Source organism: Mesorhizobium sp. M0296 (assembly GCF_040321675.1).
Lineage (GTDB): Bacteria > Pseudomonadota > Alphaproteobacteria > Rhizobiales > Rhizobiaceae > Mesorhizobium.
The window spans coordinates 1-15,469 of sequence record NZ_JAMYRZ010000043.1; the positions used below are offsets into that span (position 1 = coordinate 1).

At 66.5% G+C, this 15,469-nt stretch carries 14 protein-coding genes and 1 tRNA gene; 2 read left to right on the top strand and 13 right to left on the bottom strand.

The features are described 5' to 3' along the window. Positions 1 to 349: 349 nt before the first annotated feature. Positions 350 to 425: transfer RNA gene (locus NKI97_RS29275), tRNA-Lys, on the top strand. 452 nt (positions 426 to 877) lie between these two features. On the opposite strand, the gene NKI97_RS29280 is transcribed toward NKI97_RS29275, so the two are convergent. The 8 genes from NKI97_RS29280 to cbiE are packed head-to-tail and all read right to left on the bottom strand — an operon-like array spanning position 878 to position 7,552. Next, positions 878 to 1,240 (bottom strand): hypothetical protein, encoded by a 363-nt coding sequence (locus tag NKI97_RS29280; RefSeq protein ID WP_352837892.1) that lies wholly within the window; start codon positions 1,238 to 1,240, stop codon positions 878 to 880. Between the two features lie 26 nt (positions 1,241 to 1,266). Then, the gene (cobT, locus tag NKI97_RS29285) at positions 1,267 to 2,277 is read right to left on the bottom strand and encodes a nicotinate-nucleotide--dimethylbenzimidazole phosphoribosyltransferase (protein ID WP_352837894.1); all 1,011 of its coding nucleotides are present in this window, start codon (positions 2,275 to 2,277) and stop codon (positions 1,267 to 1,269) included. 24 nt (positions 2,278 to 2,301) lie between these two features. Beyond that, positions 2,302 to 3,063: an adenosylcobinamide-GDP ribazoletransferase gene (gene cobS / locus NKI97_RS29290; protein ID WP_352837896.1), complete on the bottom strand. Its 762-nt coding sequence runs from the start codon at positions 3,061 to 3,063 to the stop codon at positions 2,302 to 2,304. Beyond that, positions 3,060 to 4,373, bottom strand: a complete 1,314-nt coding sequence (locus NKI97_RS29295) for a cobyrinic acid a,c-diamide synthase CobB (RefSeq protein ID WP_352837898.1) — start codon at positions 4,371 to 4,373, stop codon at positions 3,060 to 3,062. Before NKI97_RS29295 ends, cobS begins: the two co-directional genes overlap by 4 nt. Beyond that, positions 4,370 to 5,176 (bottom strand): uroporphyrinogen-III C-methyltransferase, encoded by an 807-nt coding sequence (gene cobA / locus NKI97_RS29300; RefSeq protein ID WP_352755825.1) that lies wholly within the window; start codon positions 5,174 to 5,176, stop codon positions 4,370 to 4,372. Before cobA ends, NKI97_RS29295 begins: the two co-directional genes overlap by 4 nt. Further along, positions 5,173 to 5,937, bottom strand: a complete 765-nt coding sequence (gene cobM / locus NKI97_RS29305) for a precorrin-4 C(11)-methyltransferase (protein WP_352837900.1) — start codon at positions 5,935 to 5,937, stop codon at positions 5,173 to 5,175. The genes cobA and cobM overlap by 4 nt, the downstream gene beginning before the upstream one ends. Beyond that, the gene (locus NKI97_RS29310; protein ID WP_352837902.1) at positions 5,934 to 6,314 is read right to left on the bottom strand and encodes a cobalamin biosynthesis protein; all 381 of its coding nucleotides are present in this window, start codon (positions 6,312 to 6,314) and stop codon (positions 5,934 to 5,936) included. Before NKI97_RS29310 ends, cobM begins: the two co-directional genes overlap by 4 nt. After that, on the bottom strand, positions 6,311 to 7,552 hold the full coding sequence (gene cbiE / locus NKI97_RS29315) for a precorrin-6y C5,15-methyltransferase (decarboxylating) subunit CbiE (protein WP_352837904.1): 1,242 nt from the start codon (positions 7,550 to 7,552) through the stop codon (positions 6,311 to 6,313). Before cbiE ends, NKI97_RS29310 begins: the two co-directional genes overlap by 4 nt. 1 nt (position 7,553) lies before the next feature. On the opposite strand from cbiE, the gene NKI97_RS29320 reads away from it, so the two are divergent. Continuing rightward, positions 7,554 to 8,336 carry a cobalt-precorrin-6A reductase gene (locus NKI97_RS29320; protein WP_352837932.1) on the top strand — a complete coding sequence of 261 codons (783 nt, stop codon included), beginning with the start codon at positions 7,554 to 7,556 and terminating at the stop codon, positions 8,334 to 8,336. Here the strand turns inward: NKI97_RS29320 and NKI97_RS29325 are convergent. From NKI97_RS29325 to cobN, 5 genes are read right to left on the bottom strand one after another with little or no spacing between them, the layout of a single operon-like run. Further along, positions 8,300 to 9,064, bottom strand: a complete 765-nt coding sequence (locus NKI97_RS29325) for a precorrin-3B C(17)-methyltransferase (RefSeq protein WP_352837906.1) — start codon at positions 9,062 to 9,064, stop codon at positions 8,300 to 8,302. The genes NKI97_RS29320 and NKI97_RS29325 overlap by 37 nt on opposite strands. Beyond that, on the bottom strand, positions 9,061 to 9,819 hold the full coding sequence (locus NKI97_RS29330; RefSeq protein ID WP_352837908.1) for a precorrin-2 C(20)-methyltransferase: 759 nt from the start codon (positions 9,817 to 9,819) through the stop codon (positions 9,061 to 9,063). Before NKI97_RS29330 ends, NKI97_RS29325 begins: the two co-directional genes overlap by 4 nt. After that, complete coding sequence (locus NKI97_RS29335) at positions 9,816 to 10,463, bottom strand: precorrin-8X methylmutase (protein ID WP_502907132.1); 648 nt, start codon at positions 10,461 to 10,463, stop codon at positions 9,816 to 9,818. Before NKI97_RS29335 ends, NKI97_RS29330 begins: the two co-directional genes overlap by 4 nt. Then, positions 10,460 to 11,923, bottom strand: coding sequence for a precorrin-3B synthase (gene cobG / locus NKI97_RS29340; protein ID WP_352837912.1), 1,464 nt, complete (start codon positions 11,921 to 11,923; stop codon positions 10,460 to 10,462). Before cobG ends, NKI97_RS29335 begins: the two co-directional genes overlap by 4 nt. Continuing rightward, the gene (gene cobN, locus NKI97_RS29345) at positions 11,920 to 15,456 is read right to left on the bottom strand and encodes a cobaltochelatase subunit CobN (RefSeq protein WP_352837914.1); all 3,537 of its coding nucleotides are present in this window, start codon (positions 15,454 to 15,456) and stop codon (positions 11,920 to 11,922) included. The genes cobG and cobN overlap by 4 nt, the downstream gene beginning before the upstream one ends. Positions 15,457 to 15,469 lie beyond the last annotated feature (13 nt).

The following is a 15,469-nucleotide window of genomic DNA, read 5'->3' on the forward strand; positions in this document are numbered from 1 at the left end:
ACGGCTCCCTTGTTTGAGATCTCAACGAACTCATTCTGGCACATCCGATGCCGTCGGGCGCCGTCCACCCCATCATGCCGTGACCGGACGGCAATGCGCCGACGGTGCAAGCTGGACTTCAACGAGCCGCCGTCTTCTGCTCATTTGCGGACGGATGCTAATCCGCGTCGCTGCGTTCTTCGACGACTGTAACGGCATGGATCCCAGGGTCTGCGCTCCGCTTCGCGTTCGCTCCGCCCAGGGATGACGAGACCCCCGGTGCGATTTGTCGGGAAATGAATCCCACGGGGCTGGACATGGCGGATGTCGGCGGCTATATGCCCGCCAACGCCGGTTTTGCCGGCCGAGTGGGTGCGTAGCTCAGTTGGTAGAGCAGCTGACTCTTAATCAGCGGGTCCACAGTTCAATCCTGTGCGCACCCACCAAATTTTTCAGAAAATTGGTGGAAAGACCTAGAAAGCGGGATGTTTCGCCGCTATCGGGTGGCCGCATTATGCAACCGCTATGGATAGTCGGCCGCAGACAGCTGAGGATCGCCCGCACTATGGCCAAGGCGCCGTCGACGGCATCGAAGTTTGTCCTGCTTTTACCGACGGTCCATTTAAGGTCGAGTGCTTTGGGCAAACGGAGGTCGTGACAGACAAAACAGCCTGAAAGCATAAAGAGGTCTAGATGTCTCGGATCGCCTTCCGAATAGTAAGGAAATTGGAAGAACAACCTTATGGGACCACCATATGCCAGCTTGAAGGTCATCGAGAATCTAATTTCGTGACCAAATCTATCTTCGATAATTCCGCTAAAACTAAGGTCTCGGGCATCGTAGTGATGCCACTGCGTCGATAATCCCAAAGAATCCCAGGCCTGAGTGTATGCGCTTTCAGTTCTTTGCGATCGGGGAATTTTGCCTCTTCAGGATCGTAGGGAAGGGGTGGATCGATGTAGTCTGTCTCGGTTCGCCAATCTTCCGCGGCACTGCGAAGATCTTCAAAAATCTGAACGATTCTCGGGTCTGTCTGCTCGCCAGAAAAGATTGAGATTCGCCATTGAGAATCATCTCGCATAGCTCTTCGACCGTATGGCCCGATCGCTCTGCCCAATCCTCGGTGGCGAGTATCCACGGCGAATTGTATTTCAGCCCGGCAAAAGCGCCGCTCTTGCTGTCGAAATCCCTGATGATCCGAGCAAGAACATCGCGAAGCCCCTGTTTGGGGTCTCCGAAAATCTGTGAGGGTTTGTTCATCAACGCGATCCGCGCTTGGCTCCGCCTTACTTCTCCGAAACACCAGCCTCCGCAAAGCTTGCCATGCGGGCGTGGCATTCGAGTGCCGAGCGGACGATGTTGACGGCGAGGCAGGCGCCGGAGCCTTCCCCGAGCCGCATGCAGAGGTCGAGCAAGGGTGGCAGGCCGAGCGCTTCGAGCAGGCGGCGATGGCCGGATTCGGCTGAGACGTGAGCGGCCATGGTGTGAGCGAGGCCGGCAGGGTGCAGCGCTACCAAGGGTGCGGCGGCGGCGGTGCAGACGAAGCCGTCGAGCAGCACCGGCACGCCGAGATGGCGCGCCGCCAGTGTTGCGCCCAAGATCGCCGCAAGCTCGCGCCCGCCGAGGGCTGCCGCTATCTTCAGCGGATCGGCTAGCGCCGTGGCGTGGCGCTTGAGGCCAGCCTCGATGGCGACGATCTTGCGCACGAGGCCGGCGTCGTCGACGCCGGTGCCACGCCCTGTCCATCGCTCCGCGCCGCCGCCGAACAGCGCGGTCGAGATGGCCGCCGCCGGCGTGGTGTTGCCGATGCCCATTTCGCCGAAGCAGACGAGGTCGAGTTCCTTGCTGATCGCGTGGTAGCCCGCGGAGACGGCGGCGAGGAAGGCCTCGTCGTCCATCGCCGGCTCTTGCGTGAAGTCGCCGGTCGGGCGGTCGAGGTCGAGCGGGATGACGTCGAGCTCGGCGCCGGCAATGCGGGCAAGCTGGTTGATGGCAGCACCCCCACCGGCGAAGTTCGCCACCATCTGCACGGTGACTTCCGAGGGGAAAGCCGACACCCCTTGCGCAGTGACGCCGTGGTTGCCGGCGAAGACGAAGACCTTGACACGGTCGAGCTTTGGCATGTCGCGGCCCTGCCAGCGCGCCAGCCAGGCGGCTATCGTCTCCAGCCGGCCGAGGCTGCCTTGCGGCTTGGTCAGCGTGTCCTGGCGGCGCGCGACGGCATTGGCGGCGGCATCGCTGCCATTGGGCAGGTCGAGGCAGGCGGCGCGCAGTTCATCGAGCGATTTGAAAGGCATGGGGGCGAAATCTCCGAAACAGAGTCAAGAAAGGGAAACGGAAGCGACGAGCAGGATTGCGATCTCGCCCAGCTGCTGCAGGGCGCCGACGGTGTCGCCGGTCTGACCGCCGATCTGGTTGATACACAGCGCGCGGAAGGCGGCAAACAGAAACGCAAGCAGGATGAGCGCGAAGATGGCAGCGCTGAACCCAAGCGCCAGCAGCGCGGCCGCACCGAGCACAGCACCGGCTATAGCGGTTTCGGCCGTGACTGTGCCTGCATCAACCGAGAGGCCGTCGCTACGGGCCGGCGGCAGCAGGTGCATGAAGGCGCCGAGCAGGCCGCGCGACGCCGCATGCGCGGCAATGAGGGCCCAAAGGACATGAGCCGGGCCGGCGAATCCAGAGAGCACGCTCCAGCGGATCAGCAGCGAGATGCCGAGCGCGCAGGCGCCGTAGGCACCGATGCGGCTGTCACGCATGATCTCCAATTTCCTTTCGCGCGTCTTGCCGCCGCCAAAGCCGTCGGCGACGTCCGAAAGGCCGTCCTCATGCAGGCAGCCGGTGGCGAGCAAGATCGCGGCAAGGGTCAACGCTGCAGCAGGACCCTCGGCCAGGCCGAGCCTCGTTCCGACGGCGTAGACCAGCGCACCGGCCAGAGCGACGGCGAGACCGGCAAGCGGTGCAGCCCAGATCGCAGCGGCAAGGCTGCGGCCACGAAAGTCGGTTCCGGGCAGCGGCAGCCGGGTAAAGAAGACGAGGCAAAGCACGATATCATCGAGAATTTGCTGTTGCGAGGCCTTCATCCGCCCCTCGCAATGGCATGGAAGAACGTGCCGCTGACATTGCCGCGCCGGTATCCCGAGGCGCCGAGCGGATTTCCTTGACCGTCGGCGAGGTCGGCCAGCGGCTCGTCATTGCCGGTCGCAACCATCTGCGCGTAGTGGAATTCATGGCCGCGGATCAGCGTGCCTTGGCTTCCGAGCGGGCACTCGGAACGCAGCCGCGCCTCGCGGTAGCCGAGATTCATCTTGCGCTTGGCGAAGCTGGTCGAATGGCCGAGGAGGCCGAGCATCCGATGCGTCTCGCCCGACGCGTCCTCGAGTGCCTCGCCCAGCACCATGAAGCCGCCGCACTCGCCATGCACCGGCCGCGTGGCGGCGAACCTCGCCATGCCCGCCCTGAAATTCGCGGCGGCGGCGAGGCGGCCGGCGTGAAGCTCGGGATAGCCGCCGGGCAGCCAGCAGACATCGCAATCGTCGCCAGGCGCCTCATCGGCGAGCGGCGAGAACGGCACGATTTCGGCGCCGGCCTTGCGCCAATGCATGGCGACATGCGGATAGAGGAAGGTGAAGGCGGCGTCCTCGGCGAGTGCAATGCGCTGGCCGGGCGGCGGCAGCGCGTCGCCGAAATTGCCCGGCGCGGGCGTGAATGGCGCCGCCAGCGCCATGATGGCCTCGAGATCGAGCGAGCGCTCGACCATGTCGGCCAGCCGGTCGAGATGCGCCATCAGATTCTCATATTCGCCGGCCTGGACGAGGCCGAGATGGCGCTCGGGCAGGTTGAGCGAGGGATCGCGCAGGATGGCACCGACGACAGGCAGGCCGAGTGCTTCGATGGCATCGCCGCATAGCCGGCGGTGGCGCTCGCTGCCCAGCCGGTTGAGCACGACCCCGGCCATGCGCACATCCGGATCGTAGGTGGCAAAACCCTTGGCGACGGCCGCAGCCGTGGTCGATTGGCCGGAGACATCGAGCACAAGCAGCACCGGCAGACCATAGAGCCGTGCGAGATCGGCCGCCGAACCGGAACGGCCTGGAGCAGCAGGGATCCCGTCGAACAGGCCCATGGCGCTTTCGAGGAAGATAAAATCGGCATCTTCGGTCGCTTCGCCGGCCAGCGCGTTGAGCAGGGCGGGCGGCATTGCCCAGCTGTCGAGATTGATGCCGGACAAGCCTGTGGCTGCGGTGTGGAAGCCAGGATCGATATAGTCCGGGCCGGATTTGGCGCCGCGCACTTTCAGGCCGCGCCGGGCAAGTGCGCGCAAAATGCCGATGGTGACGCTGGTCTTGCCCGAGCCCGAGCGCGGCGCGCCGATGATGATGGCGCGGGTCATGGCTCACCCGCCAGTGCCGCGCGCATCCCGACGATGCCGCCGACGACGATCAGCGCCGGCGAGGTCAAGCCGGCTGCGGCCGTTTCCTCGGCAATCGTGGCGAGCGTGGCGACGACGATACGCTCCTGCGGCGTCGTCGCGGCAACGATGACCGCGGCGGGCGTCGAAGACGGCAGGCCGCCCTCGAGCAGCGAAGCGGCGATCAGCGGCAGGTTGGCCATACCCATATAGACGACCACCGGCTGGCCGGTACGGGCGATTGCCGCCCAGTCGAGATCGTCATCGGTGCCGGCGGCATGGCCGGTCGCCAGGATCAGCGCCTTGTTGATGCCGCGCATGGTGCCGGGAATGCCGGTCGCGGCCAGCGCGCTGAGGCCGGACGTCAGGCCAGGCAGGATGCGGAACGGGATAGTTTCCCCGGCCAGCGCCAGCGCCTCTTCGCCGCCACGCCCGAAAATATAGGGGTCGCCGCCCTTCAGCCTGACGACGCGCCGGCCCGCGCGCGCCAGCCGGACCAGCAGAGCGGTGATGTCGTCCTGCTTCATCGACGGCTTGCCGCCGCGTTTGCCGGCATAGAACAATTCCGCGCCCTCGGCGACTGCGACGACTTCCGGCGAGACCAGCGCATCATAAACCAGGGCGTCGCACTGTCCGAGGGCGGCCAGCACTTCCAGCGTCAGGCAGCCGGGATCGCCAGGGCCGGCGCCGGCCAGCCAGACATGCCCGGGCTCAAGCTGGCGCGGCTTGAAGTTAAGCCGGGTGAGCGCCTGCTCGACCGTAGTGTTTCTGTTGCTACCGCTCACAATCCGTCCCGTCCGCGAAAGCGTCGCTGGTAGTGCGCGTCGTACAGTGAACTTTCGCCAAAGCCCTCCGCTGCCAGCGAACGGCCGACGAAGATGATTGCCGTGCGTTCCATCGGATCGGCGGCCAATTGCGCCTCGATGGTGGCCAGCGTGCCGGTCAGCACGCGCTCATCCGGCCAGGAGGCACGGAAGACGACCGCGACCGGGCAGTCGGCGCCGTAATGCGGCGTCAGCTCGGCGACTACGCGGTCGATAGCGTGGATGGCAAGGTGGATGGCCAGCGTGGCGCCGGTGCGGCCGAAGCCGGCCAGCTTTTCGCCGGGCGGCATTTTCGAGGCGCGGCCGGAGATGCGGGTCAACACCAGGCTTTGCGCGACTTCTGGAATGGTCAGCTCGCGGCGCAGCGCCGCCGCCGCAGCGGCGAAGGACGGCACGCCCGGCGTCAGCGTGTAGGGAATGCCGTGCTTTTCCAACCGGCGGATCTGCTCGGCAACGGCGCTCCACACCGAAAGATCGCCGGAATGCAGGCGGGCGACATCATTGCCGGCCGCGTGGGCGGCCAGATATTCGGCCTCGATCTCGTCGAGCGACATCGGCGCGGTGTCGATCAACCTCGTTCCGGGCGCGCAGTGCTGCAACAGCTCCGGCGCGACGATCGATCCGGCATAGAGGCAGACGGGACAACTGCCGAGCAGGCGGCTGCCGCGCAAGGTGATGAGGTCGGCAGCACCCGGGCCGGCACCGATGAAGTGAACGGTCATGCCGCCTCTCCGCTGATGGCGATGGCGCAAGTGACAGCACCGAGCACGGTGCGCGGCCCGAGCAGTTTTGCGCCTTTGCCGGCGGCGGCAAGCGCCGAGGCTTCGGAAACCGACGGAGTGCCGGCATGCTCCTGCGATAGGTCGGAACGGCTGGCCGTAGATGCGGCTTTGAGTTCGTCCTGCCCGACAACGATTACCGGAAGGCGGAGTTCGCGTCCGGCGTCGAAGATTGCCGCCTCATCCTGCTTGAGAGACGCGGTCGCGAGGGCTGAAAGCGCCGACAGGGCAAGCCCGTGCGCCTCCAGCGCGGTTTCTACCGCGGCAAGCACGTCCGTTGCGCTGACGCCTTTGCGGCTGCCGATGCCCGCGACCATCATGGCTTGACCCAGCTCCATTGGGTAACCGGCATGGCCGGCCGCCACGCCTGCATCGAACCGACCGGCGAAGCACGGGATACAGCGATGCGGGTGAGTTCGCCGCCGTGCGCGGCGTGACGGGAAAGCAGCAGCGCCTCCATCTCCAGGGTCACCGCATTGGCGACGAGGCGGCCGCCGGCAGGCAAGGCATCCATGGCTCCCTCCAGCACGTCGGCATCGCTGCCGCCGCCGCCGATGAATATCGCCGCGGGCGTCTCCAGCCCGGCAAGCGCTTGCGGTGCCGAACCTTCGACGACGGTGAGACCGGGAACGCCGCAAGCCGCGGCGTTGCGTCGGATGCGCGCGGCGCGGGCCGGATCGGCCTCAACGGCGATCGCACGCATGGAAGGATGGGCCAGCATCCACTCGATGCCGATGGAGCCTGAGCCAGCGCCGATATCCCACAGCAATTCGCCGCGCGTTGGCGCGAGAGCGGACAGGGTGACGGCGCGCACTTCGCGCTTGGTGATCTGGCCGTCGTGCTCGAACAAATGATCGGCAAGGCCTGATGTCAGTGGCAGAATGTGTGCCTCTGAACTTGATTCAACTTGGATCGCGAGCACGTTGAGTGGGTTGATCTTTTCGAGATCGAAGGTGCCGGCGCTTGCCGAGCGCAGCCTTTCGTTCGGACCGCCGAGCGCCTCCAGAACGGTCAGCTGCGAGGCGCCGAAGCCGAGCTCTGTCAGCAGACGGGCAATCGCTCCCGGTGCATCGCTGTCCGAGGTCAGCGCGAGAATGCGGGTGCAAGGATGCAGCAACGGCCGGATCAGGTCGAGCGAGCGGCCATGCAGCGAAATGGTCTCGACGTCCTGCAGCGCCCAGCCCAGGCGTGAGGCGGCCAGCGAAAAGGCCGAGGGCGCGGGAATCACCCGCATACCCTCTGCCGCGACCTTGCGGGCGAGGGTGACGCCGACACCGTGGTAGAGGGGATCGCCGGAGGCCAGCACGCAGACGCGTCTGCCGGAGAGCGCCAGCACGCCGCGCATCTCGGCATCGAAGGGTGTCGGCCAGGCGCGCGCTTCACCTTTGGCGAGCGACGCGACGAGGGCAAGGTGGCGCTTGCCGCCGAAGACGAATTCGGCCTCCGCGATCAACCGCTTGGCCTCGTCGCCGAGACCCGCTACACCGTCCTCGCCGATGCCGATGATCGTGAGCCACTTTGAGGTGAGCTTAGCGCCGCGCGGAGCTTCAGCAGGCATGATGACCCACCGCATACTGATCCTCGGCGGAACCACCGAAGCCCGGCAAATGGCCGGAAAGCTGGCCGCGCGCGCGGATATTTCGGTCATACTGTCGCTGGCCGGCCGCACCGAAAACCCGGCCGCGCAGGGGGTGCCGGTGCGGGTCGGCGGCTTCGGCGGTGCCGGCGGGCTGGCGGCGTATCTCCGCCAGAACAAGATCGACCTCCTGATCGACGCCACGCATCCCTATGCGGCGCGAATCTCCGCCAATGCGGCGGAAGCAGCGCGCATGACCGGCGTGCCTGTCGTTGCGCTCAGGCGTCCCGGATGGGAGGCGGTCGAAGGTGATCGCTGGATGTTGGTCGACACCGTTGCCAGCGCGGTGACGGCTTTGGGATCGGTGCCGCGCCGCGTGTTCCTGGCGCTCGGGCGACAGGAGGTCGCTGCCTTCAAGGCCGCTCCCCAGCATCATTATCTCATCCGCAGTGTCGACCCGGTCGAGCCCAGGCTCGCTGTGCCCGACGCGACCTATCTCTTGGCGCGCGGGCCGTTTCGGGAAGTCGACGAACATGCACTGCTTCTGCAACACCACATCGAAGTCGTTGTTTCCAAAAACAGCGGCGGCGAGGCGACCTACGGCAAGATCGCGGCGGCGCGAGCGCTGGGAATCGAGGTGGTGATGATCCGCAGGCCGGCGCTGCCGGACGTCACGTCGGCTGAGACCGTCGAATCTCTTGGCGAGATGGTCGATCATTTTCTGGTCGGTCATGTTCTTGGGCCCGCTGCCGAACGCGGCGTGTAGACCAGCGCGGCCTTGTCACCCCGCTTGATGATCCTGGTTTCCGGCGAGCCGATGATGATGCAGGTCGACATGTCGGCCTTCGCGGCATCGGCGTCGGCCAGCAGAAAAACCTCAATGCGCTCGTCGGGACGGCCGGCGGCACGGCCGAAGATCACCGGCGTGGTGCCGGGCAGGATCGCCGTCAAGCATTCGAAGGCGCGGCCTAGCTGCCATGGGCGCGCCTTACTGATCGGGTTGTAGAGCGCGATTACGAAGCCGGCGCCGGCTGCCGCTAGCAGGCGTAGCTCGATCAGGTCCCACGGCTTCAGATTGTCGGACAACGAGATGGCGCAGAAATCATGGCCGAGCGGCGCGCCGATGCGGGCGGCGACGGCGAGCATGGCGGTGATACCGGGCACGATGGCGATGTCGACCGCGCGCCATTCGGGTGGGCCCGCTTCCATCGCCTCGCAGACGGCTGCGGCCATGGCGAAGACGCCGGGATCGCCGCCCGACACGACGGCGACATCGTGGCCTTCCACAGCCTTCAGCAGCGCGTCCCTGGCGCGCGCGAGTTCCTCGCGATTGTCGGAAGCGACGCGAATCTGGTCGGGGCGCAGATCGAGCCGGTCGAGATAGGGTTTATAGCCATAGAAGAATTTTGCCTCGGCAACGGCACGGCTTGCCTCCGGCGTCACCTGGTCGGCGTTGCCGGGCCCCAGGCCGATGACGGTGAGACGGCCGCTCATGCTTCGGCTCCCAATGCTCTTGGCCGCCCTGACCAGCCGGCCACCAGCACGATGGCGAAATAAGGCGCCTGGTCGTCCTTTTTGTCGGCAAGCCGCATCGAGACGCCGCCCGGCATGGTGCCGCGCTCGACATAGATGGCCCGCGCCAGCTTGTCGGTTGCCTCCAGCGCGCGCCTGATCTTGGGCAGGTTACGGCCGACCTTCATGATCACGGCGGCGTCGGTGTCGGCGAGGCGGCGCATCAGCTCGAATTCGCTCATTGTGCCGGGCAATACGGTCAGTACGTCGTCGCCCTGGACGATCGGCAGGCCGGTCGCCGACCAGCAGCCGGACATGGCGGTGATGCCGGGAATGACTTCGGTCGGGAAGCGGTGCGCCAGCCGGACATGGAGATGCATGTAGGAGCCGTAGAAAAGCGGGTCGCCTTCCGAAAGCACAGCGACCATCCTGCCGGCGCTGAGGTGCGCGGCGACCTTTTCGGCCGATTCCTCGTAGAAATCGGTGATCTGCGAGCGGTAATCGCTGTGATCCTTGTCGATTTCGGTCGTCACCGGATAGAGCAGCGGCAGTTCAATCAAATCGGAGCGAAAATGGGTTTCGACGATGGCCCGGGCGTTGCTGTTGTTGCCGCGCTTGGCGAAATGCGCGACGACATCGGCCTCGGCCAGCGCGCGCACTGCCTTCAGCGTCAAGAGTTCCGGGTCGCCGGGCCCGGTGCCGACGCCGACAAGCCTGCCTTTTGCAATCGCATTCATAGGCCCGGCCTCGCCAATGCATTGAGGGCGGCGGCGGTCATGGCGCTGCCGCCCAGCCGGCCGCGCACGATGGCGTAAGGCACGCCATAGGAATTTTCGGCCAGCGCATCCTTCGATTCAGCGGCGCCGACAAACCCGACCGGCATGCCGATGATCGCCGCCGGCTTTGGCGCGCCGTCGCGCAGCTTTTCCAGCAGATAGAAAAGGGCGGTCGGCGCATTGCCGATGGCGACGACCGAACCGGCCATGCGCTCGCCCCACAGGTCGATCGCCGCGGCCGAGCGGGTGTTGCCGATCTTTTTCGCGATGTCGGCGGTCTGCGGATCGCGCAGCGTGCAGATCACCTCATTGCCGGCCGGCAGCCGGGCGCGCGTGACGCCATGCGAGACCATCTGCGCGTCGCAGAAGATCGGCGCGCCGGCCCCCAACGCCGTGCGCGCGGCGGCGACGAAATCGCTCGAGAAAACGAAGTGCCGCGCAGCCTCGACCTGGCCGCAGGCGTGGATCATGCGGATAGCGATTTCGGCCTCGGCTTCGGAAAAGCGCGACAGGTCGGCCTCGGCGCGGATAATGGCGAAGGAGCGCTCGTAGATCGCCGTGCCATCATGGATGTAGTCGTAGGCGTTCTGGGCGGGCATGCTCATTCCTGTCGGTAGATTTCGGTGATGCCGGCCGCGCCGAGCCTTGCCAGGCAGGCGGCAGCAGTTTCGCCGGAATGTCGTGCGCTGCGGATCGCCGCTGCAATGCGGCCGATGCTGTGCGCGGCGTCGTAGCCCGGCCTGTATCCGGCGGGCAATGCCTTTGCCGTCCCGTCCACGACAAGTCCGGCTCCGTTTTCGCCACCGACCAGGGTCAGCGCCGCCGGACCGGGATGGGCGCAACCCTTGGCGCAGCCGGAGATGTGCAGCGTCAGCGAGGAATCGAGGATATCGCGGTTTTCCACGGCGATGGTCTCGGCGATGTCGCGGGTGGCGATCCGGCCGGAGGCGCAGGCGGGTGCGCCGGGGCAGGTGGCGATCCTGGTGCGCGGATCGGCTGCGTCGGTGACAAAGCCGAGGGCTGCGGCGGTTTTCTGGAGTGAAAGACATGCGGCTGGGGAGAGGCCAAGCAAAAGCAGCGCGCGACCCGGCGCCAGGCGGATTTCGGTGGTGCCGAGGGTGAGGGCGTATTGGGTGAGATCGATAAGTTTTTGCGCTGGTATGCTGCCGAACGGCAGGCCAATACCAAGGGCGATTGCGGTGGTGGCTAGGTTAAGAACTCCGATGGGCTGGCGTTCGGTCGCGCCCCCCTCTGTCCTGCCGGACATCTCCCCCACTTGGGGGGAGATCGGCAGCTTCAGCGGCGGCTCAGGACCTCGGGTGATAGGCGAAAGCCGAGATGAGGGCGCAATCTCCCCCCTTGTGGGGGAGATGTCCGGCAGGACAGAGGGGGGCGCGACGGATCGCCAACTTGCGAGAGATCTCAGCTGCCTCGCCGTCAAATCCCGCGCATGGGCATCGCGGCCCTTTTCGGCAACCATCCTGAGAATGGCGACGGCGATGTCACAAGCCGCATCTTCGTCGGACATCGCCAGCGGCGTGGCACTCTGCGCATCTCCGGCGAGCGATACCCGCCACTTAATTCCGTCGGCGGCCCGCACCCCGACCAGCCTGACATCGGCCGTAACCGCATCCATTGTCAGCTGCCCGCCGCCGTCGACGATCACCGAAACCTTCGGGCCAAGGCGTTGCGTAACACCGGCGTCCTCAATTGCCGCCCGAATCCGCTCCGCCATCGGGCGCGGGTCGGCTATCTCCTCCAGGTCGAGCCCGGCCAGCGGGCCGGTCTCTACCGGCACGCCGGTGCGCACCGCGATGCCCAGCGCATCGACCTCCATCGCCAGCAGCCGCGCGCTTGCCGGCGTCAGGCCGCGGATCTGCAGGCTGCCGCGGGCGGTCACTTCCATGATGCCGTTGCCATGGCGCAAGGCGGATTCGCAGAGTCCGATCAACGACTTCGGCAACAGTCCTCCAGCGACCGGATTGAGCCGCACCAGCAGCCCGTCGCCGGTCTGCATCGGCGCCGACAAAGCGGGGCAGGCGCCACGGCGCGAGAAAGCGTTCATGCCGCCGCTCCCAGAGCTTGCGCTTCGGCAATCAGTGCGGCGAGATCGTCATCGATCGAATTGCGCAGCGGATGCCAGAGCCCGCGCCGCCGTGCCGACAGCAAACGCTCGGCAATCACCTTTGCCGCCGCCGGGTTCTCGCGCAGGATGAAGGCGCGCACCACGGGGTCGCCAAGATAGGCGTCGTGCACCGCCTCGATCAGCGTGCCCGATATGGCATGGGTAGTCTCAGCAAAGCCGACAAGCCGGTCGACCGTCTCGGCGAATTCCGAGGCGCCGCGCGGGCCATGACGCATCTGGCCGGCGATGAAGCGCGGATTGACGGCGCGTGCCCGCACGACGCGCGACACGGCCTCACTGATCGAGCGCGGCTTCGGTCTTTGCGGGTCCGTGGTGTCGAGCACGATCACGTCGGCGTTTTTGCCGAGGGCGGCAAGTGCTGCCGAAAAGCCGCCGATGAAGGCGACGTCGGCCGAGCCTTCGAGGATGTCGCGGCCGGGGTCGTCGCCGGTATGAACCAGAAGGTCGGCCTCGGCGAGGCGATCCTCGAACGCGCCGGGCGCCGAAATGCCTTTGCCCTCGGAGCCGCCATAGGCGTGCGAGGTGGCGGCGAGATAGGTGCGGCCGATCTCTTCGCGCGCTGCCCAGTCGCCGCTCGACAACAAGTCCTCGACGCCCGCGCCGTAAGTGCCCGGCGAGGTGCCGAAAATACGCGGGCTGATCTTGCCGTCGATGCGGGTCCTAGCGGCGAGCGGGTTTTCCGAATCGTCCTCGTCGCGGGTCGCCACCGCGTTGGCCGCGGCGTCGATCAGCGCGATCTGGGTCGGGAACATGTCGCGGAACAGGCCCGATATGCGCCAGGTGACATCGACGCGCGGACGGCCGAGTGTTGCCGGCGGCAGCACATCTATGCCGGTGATGCGGCCGGTGGCGGAATCCCATTGCGGCCGGCAGCCCATCAGCGCCAGGCCTTGCGCGATCTCTTCACCGCCGGTGCGCAGCGAGGCCGAGCCCCACAGGTCGATGACCAGCGAGCGCGGCCAGTCGCCATGCGATTGCATGTAGCTGCGGACCACTTCTTCCGCTGCCATCTTGCCCAGATCATAGGCGGTCGGCGTCGGCATGGTGCGCGGGTCGGCGGTAAACAAATTGCGGCCGGTGGGCAGCACATCGCTCCGGCCACGCGCCGGCGCACCGGCCGGACCGGCAGCGACGTGGCGGCCGTCGAGGGCGGCAAGCAGCGCGGTTTTTTCAGCTGCCGCACTTTGCCGCCGTACCGGATCAGCCTCGCCTTCCGGCAAGCGGCCGTAAATGTGCAGGCCGTCCTTGATGGCGAAATCCTTGAGATCGCAGAGCCAGGCGTCGATGCGGCGCAAAGCCTCGTCGGCTGCGTCGGTCCTGGCGACGCCTGCCTCTGAGGCGAGGCCGGTCTTTTCCGCCGTCTCGACGATCAGCTTCGCCAGGCGGTCGCGGCGGCGGCGGTCGAGCCCGTCGGCCTGGGCATATTCGTCAACCAGTCGTTCAAGCCTGTGCTGGTTTTCGTCCAGTCCGGCGCCGGTCAGCGGCGGCGGCAGATGGCCGAGCGTGACGGCGGCAATGCGCCGCTTGGCCTGCGCTGCCTCTCCCGGGTTGGAGACGATGAAGGGATAGATGACGGGCAGGGGACCGGTGACTATCTCGGGAAAGCAGTTTTCGCTGAGCGCCACGGTCTTGCCGGGCAGCCACTCCAGCGTGCCGTGGGCGCCGACATGGACAATTGCATGGATGCCGAGCGACTTGCGCAGCCAGAGGCCAAAGGCGACCAGCGCATGGCGCGGCGGCAGCGTCGGGTCGTGATAGTCGGCGCGGCGGTCGGCTGGGCGCCCGCGGTCAGGTGCGAGTGCCACGGTGACGTTGCCGAAGGTGGCTGCGCGGAAGGCGAATTTTGCGGCGGCAGGCGCTTGAACACCCCCCTCTGTCCTGCCGGACGTCTCCGGCAGGACAGAGGGGGGTGCCTCGCACAAACTTGTGTCATCTGCCGCATTCCCCCATGCGGCCGTCACGGCAGCTATCGCTTCAGCAGGCAATTCCGCCGAGTACCCGAGATAGTCCTCAAACCCCAACCCTTCACCTCCACGCTCCAGCACCTCCAGCAACTCGCGCGGCGTTTGCGGAATCCTTTCAACGGCGTAGCCCTGTTCGCTGAGGTCGTGCAGCATTGCCAGCACGCTGGACGGCACGTCGAGACCAACCGCGTAGCCGGTGCGACCGGGGGCGCTCGGATAGTCGGGGATCAGGATGGCGAGCTTGCGCTCCGCACGCGGCGTCCGCTGCAGGCGCACGAAGGCCTCGACACGGTTCGCCACTTGCGCCACGCGGTCGGGTTCAGGCCGGTTGGCGAAGGCGCGGAAGGCCAGCGCCGGGTCGGTTTCGCTTTCGCCCTTGAATGAAATGGCGCCGGCCAGGATGCGGCCGTCGAGCTCGGGCAGGACGACATGCATGGCAAGGTCGGCGGGCGCCAGGCCGCGTTGATTGGTTTGCCAGATGTCGCGGCGGGTGGTCGCGACGATGACCTGGAACACCGGCACGCCGGCGCGGTCGAACAGGGTTTCGACACCGGGCTCGGCACCCGAGGCGAAAGCTGTGGCGGTGATGGTGGCGGCAGGCTTCAGGGTTGCGAGCGCGGTTTCGACAAAGGCGAGCGACGCCGGGTCCTTGAGGCTGGAGACGAACATAGGCACGGGAGCCATGCCGCGGTGGCGCAGGGCTTCGAAAAGCGCGTCGATGGGCGCGACATCGGCGGCGAGCAGCATCGAACGGTAGAAGAGAATTGGCACGACGTCCCCCTCCCCCTCGAGGGGAGGGTGGCCCGCAGGGCCGGGTGGGGTCGTCACGACAGTGCGCGACGTTTTGTGTAGGCGCGCTTCGGAGAGGACCCCACCCCCGGCCTGCCGCCGGACCCTCCCCTCGAGGGGGAGGGGGACGCCGCGTTCTACGACCCCCAGTCCCGGCTCGTAAAATCCCGCCTTTGGCACGCTAACAGGTTCGGCTACCGCCGCACCCGATCCAGCGAGACTTGCCAGCCTCTGCACCAGCGCCGTCATATTTGCCGGCCCGCCCTCGCGGAAATAGCCAAGCAGGGCGTCCAACTCCTCGCGCGGCAGCGTCGAGCCATCGATCAGTCGCAAATCCTCGTCGTGGCTCTCGCCCGGTAGCAGCGCCAGCTTGATACCGCGATTTCGCGCGATAACGGCGAGCTGGTCGCAGCCATAGCGCCACCAGTCATAGCCGCCGAGGATGCGGACCAGAATGACCTTGGCGTGGCGGGCGACGCTGTCGATCCACAGGTCGACGGACATCGGATGGCGCAGGTCGCGCAAGGCGGCGAGCCGCATCGACGGCAGGCGGTGCGCATCTGCCTTCCACGCCGCCGCCAGCCCGGCCAGGTCGCTGTCGGTGAAGGACAGCGCCACGACATCCGCAGGCGTTTGCCTGAGATCGACAGGCTCGGCGAGATCGTCGAGCGAGGCGGATGTGGTGGTGAGGATGTGCATCGCGGCTCGTACC

Excerpts from the sequence above, each read along its gene's own strand:
- NKI97_RS29335 (WP_502907132.1), bottom strand. The coding sequence starts at position 10,463 with ATGAGCATGCCCGCCCAGAACGCCTACGACTACATCCATGATGGCACG.
- NKI97_RS29280 (WP_352837892.1), bottom strand. The coding sequence starts at position 1,240 with ATGAACAAACCCTCACAGATTTTCGGAGACCCCAAACAGGGGCTTCGC.
- NKI97_RS29325 (WP_352837906.1), bottom strand. The coding sequence starts at position 9,064 with ATGAGCGGCCGTCTCACCGTCATCGGCCTGGGGCCCGGCAACGCCGAC.
- cobN (WP_352837914.1), bottom strand. The coding sequence starts at position 15,456 with ATGCACATCCTCACCACCACATCCGCCTCGCTCGACGATCTCGCCGAG.
- NKI97_RS29320 (WP_352837932.1), top strand. The coding sequence starts at position 7,554 with ATGACCCACCGCATACTGATCCTCGGCGGAACCACCGAAGCCCGGCAA.
- cobS (WP_352837896.1), bottom strand. The coding sequence starts at position 3,063 with ATGAAGGCCTCGCAACAGCAAATTCTCGATGATATCGTGCTTTGCCTC.
- NKI97_RS29295 (WP_352837898.1), bottom strand. The coding sequence starts at position 4,373 with ATGACCCGCGCCATCATCATCGGCGCGCCGCGCTCGGGCTCGGGCAAG.
- cobM (WP_352837900.1), bottom strand. The coding sequence starts at position 5,937 with ATGACCGTTCACTTCATCGGTGCCGGCCCGGGTGCTGCCGACCTCATC.
- cbiE (WP_352837904.1), bottom strand. The coding sequence starts at position 7,552 with ATGCCTGCTGAAGCTCCGCGCGGCGCTAAGCTCACCTCAAAGTGGCTC.
- NKI97_RS29330 (WP_352837908.1), bottom strand. The coding sequence starts at position 9,819 with ATGAATGCGATTGCAAAAGGCAGGCTTGTCGGCGTCGGCACCGGGCCC.
- cobG (WP_352837912.1), bottom strand. The coding sequence starts at position 11,923 with ATGAACGCTTTCTCGCGCCGTGGCGCCTGCCCCGCTTTGTCGGCGCCG.
- cobT (WP_352837894.1), bottom strand. The coding sequence starts at position 2,277 with ATGCCTTTCAAATCGCTCGATGAACTGCGCGCCGCCTGCCTCGACCTG.
- NKI97_RS29310 (WP_352837902.1), bottom strand. The coding sequence starts at position 6,314 with ATGATGGTCGCGGGCATCGGCAGCCGCAAAGGCGTCAGCGCAACGGAC.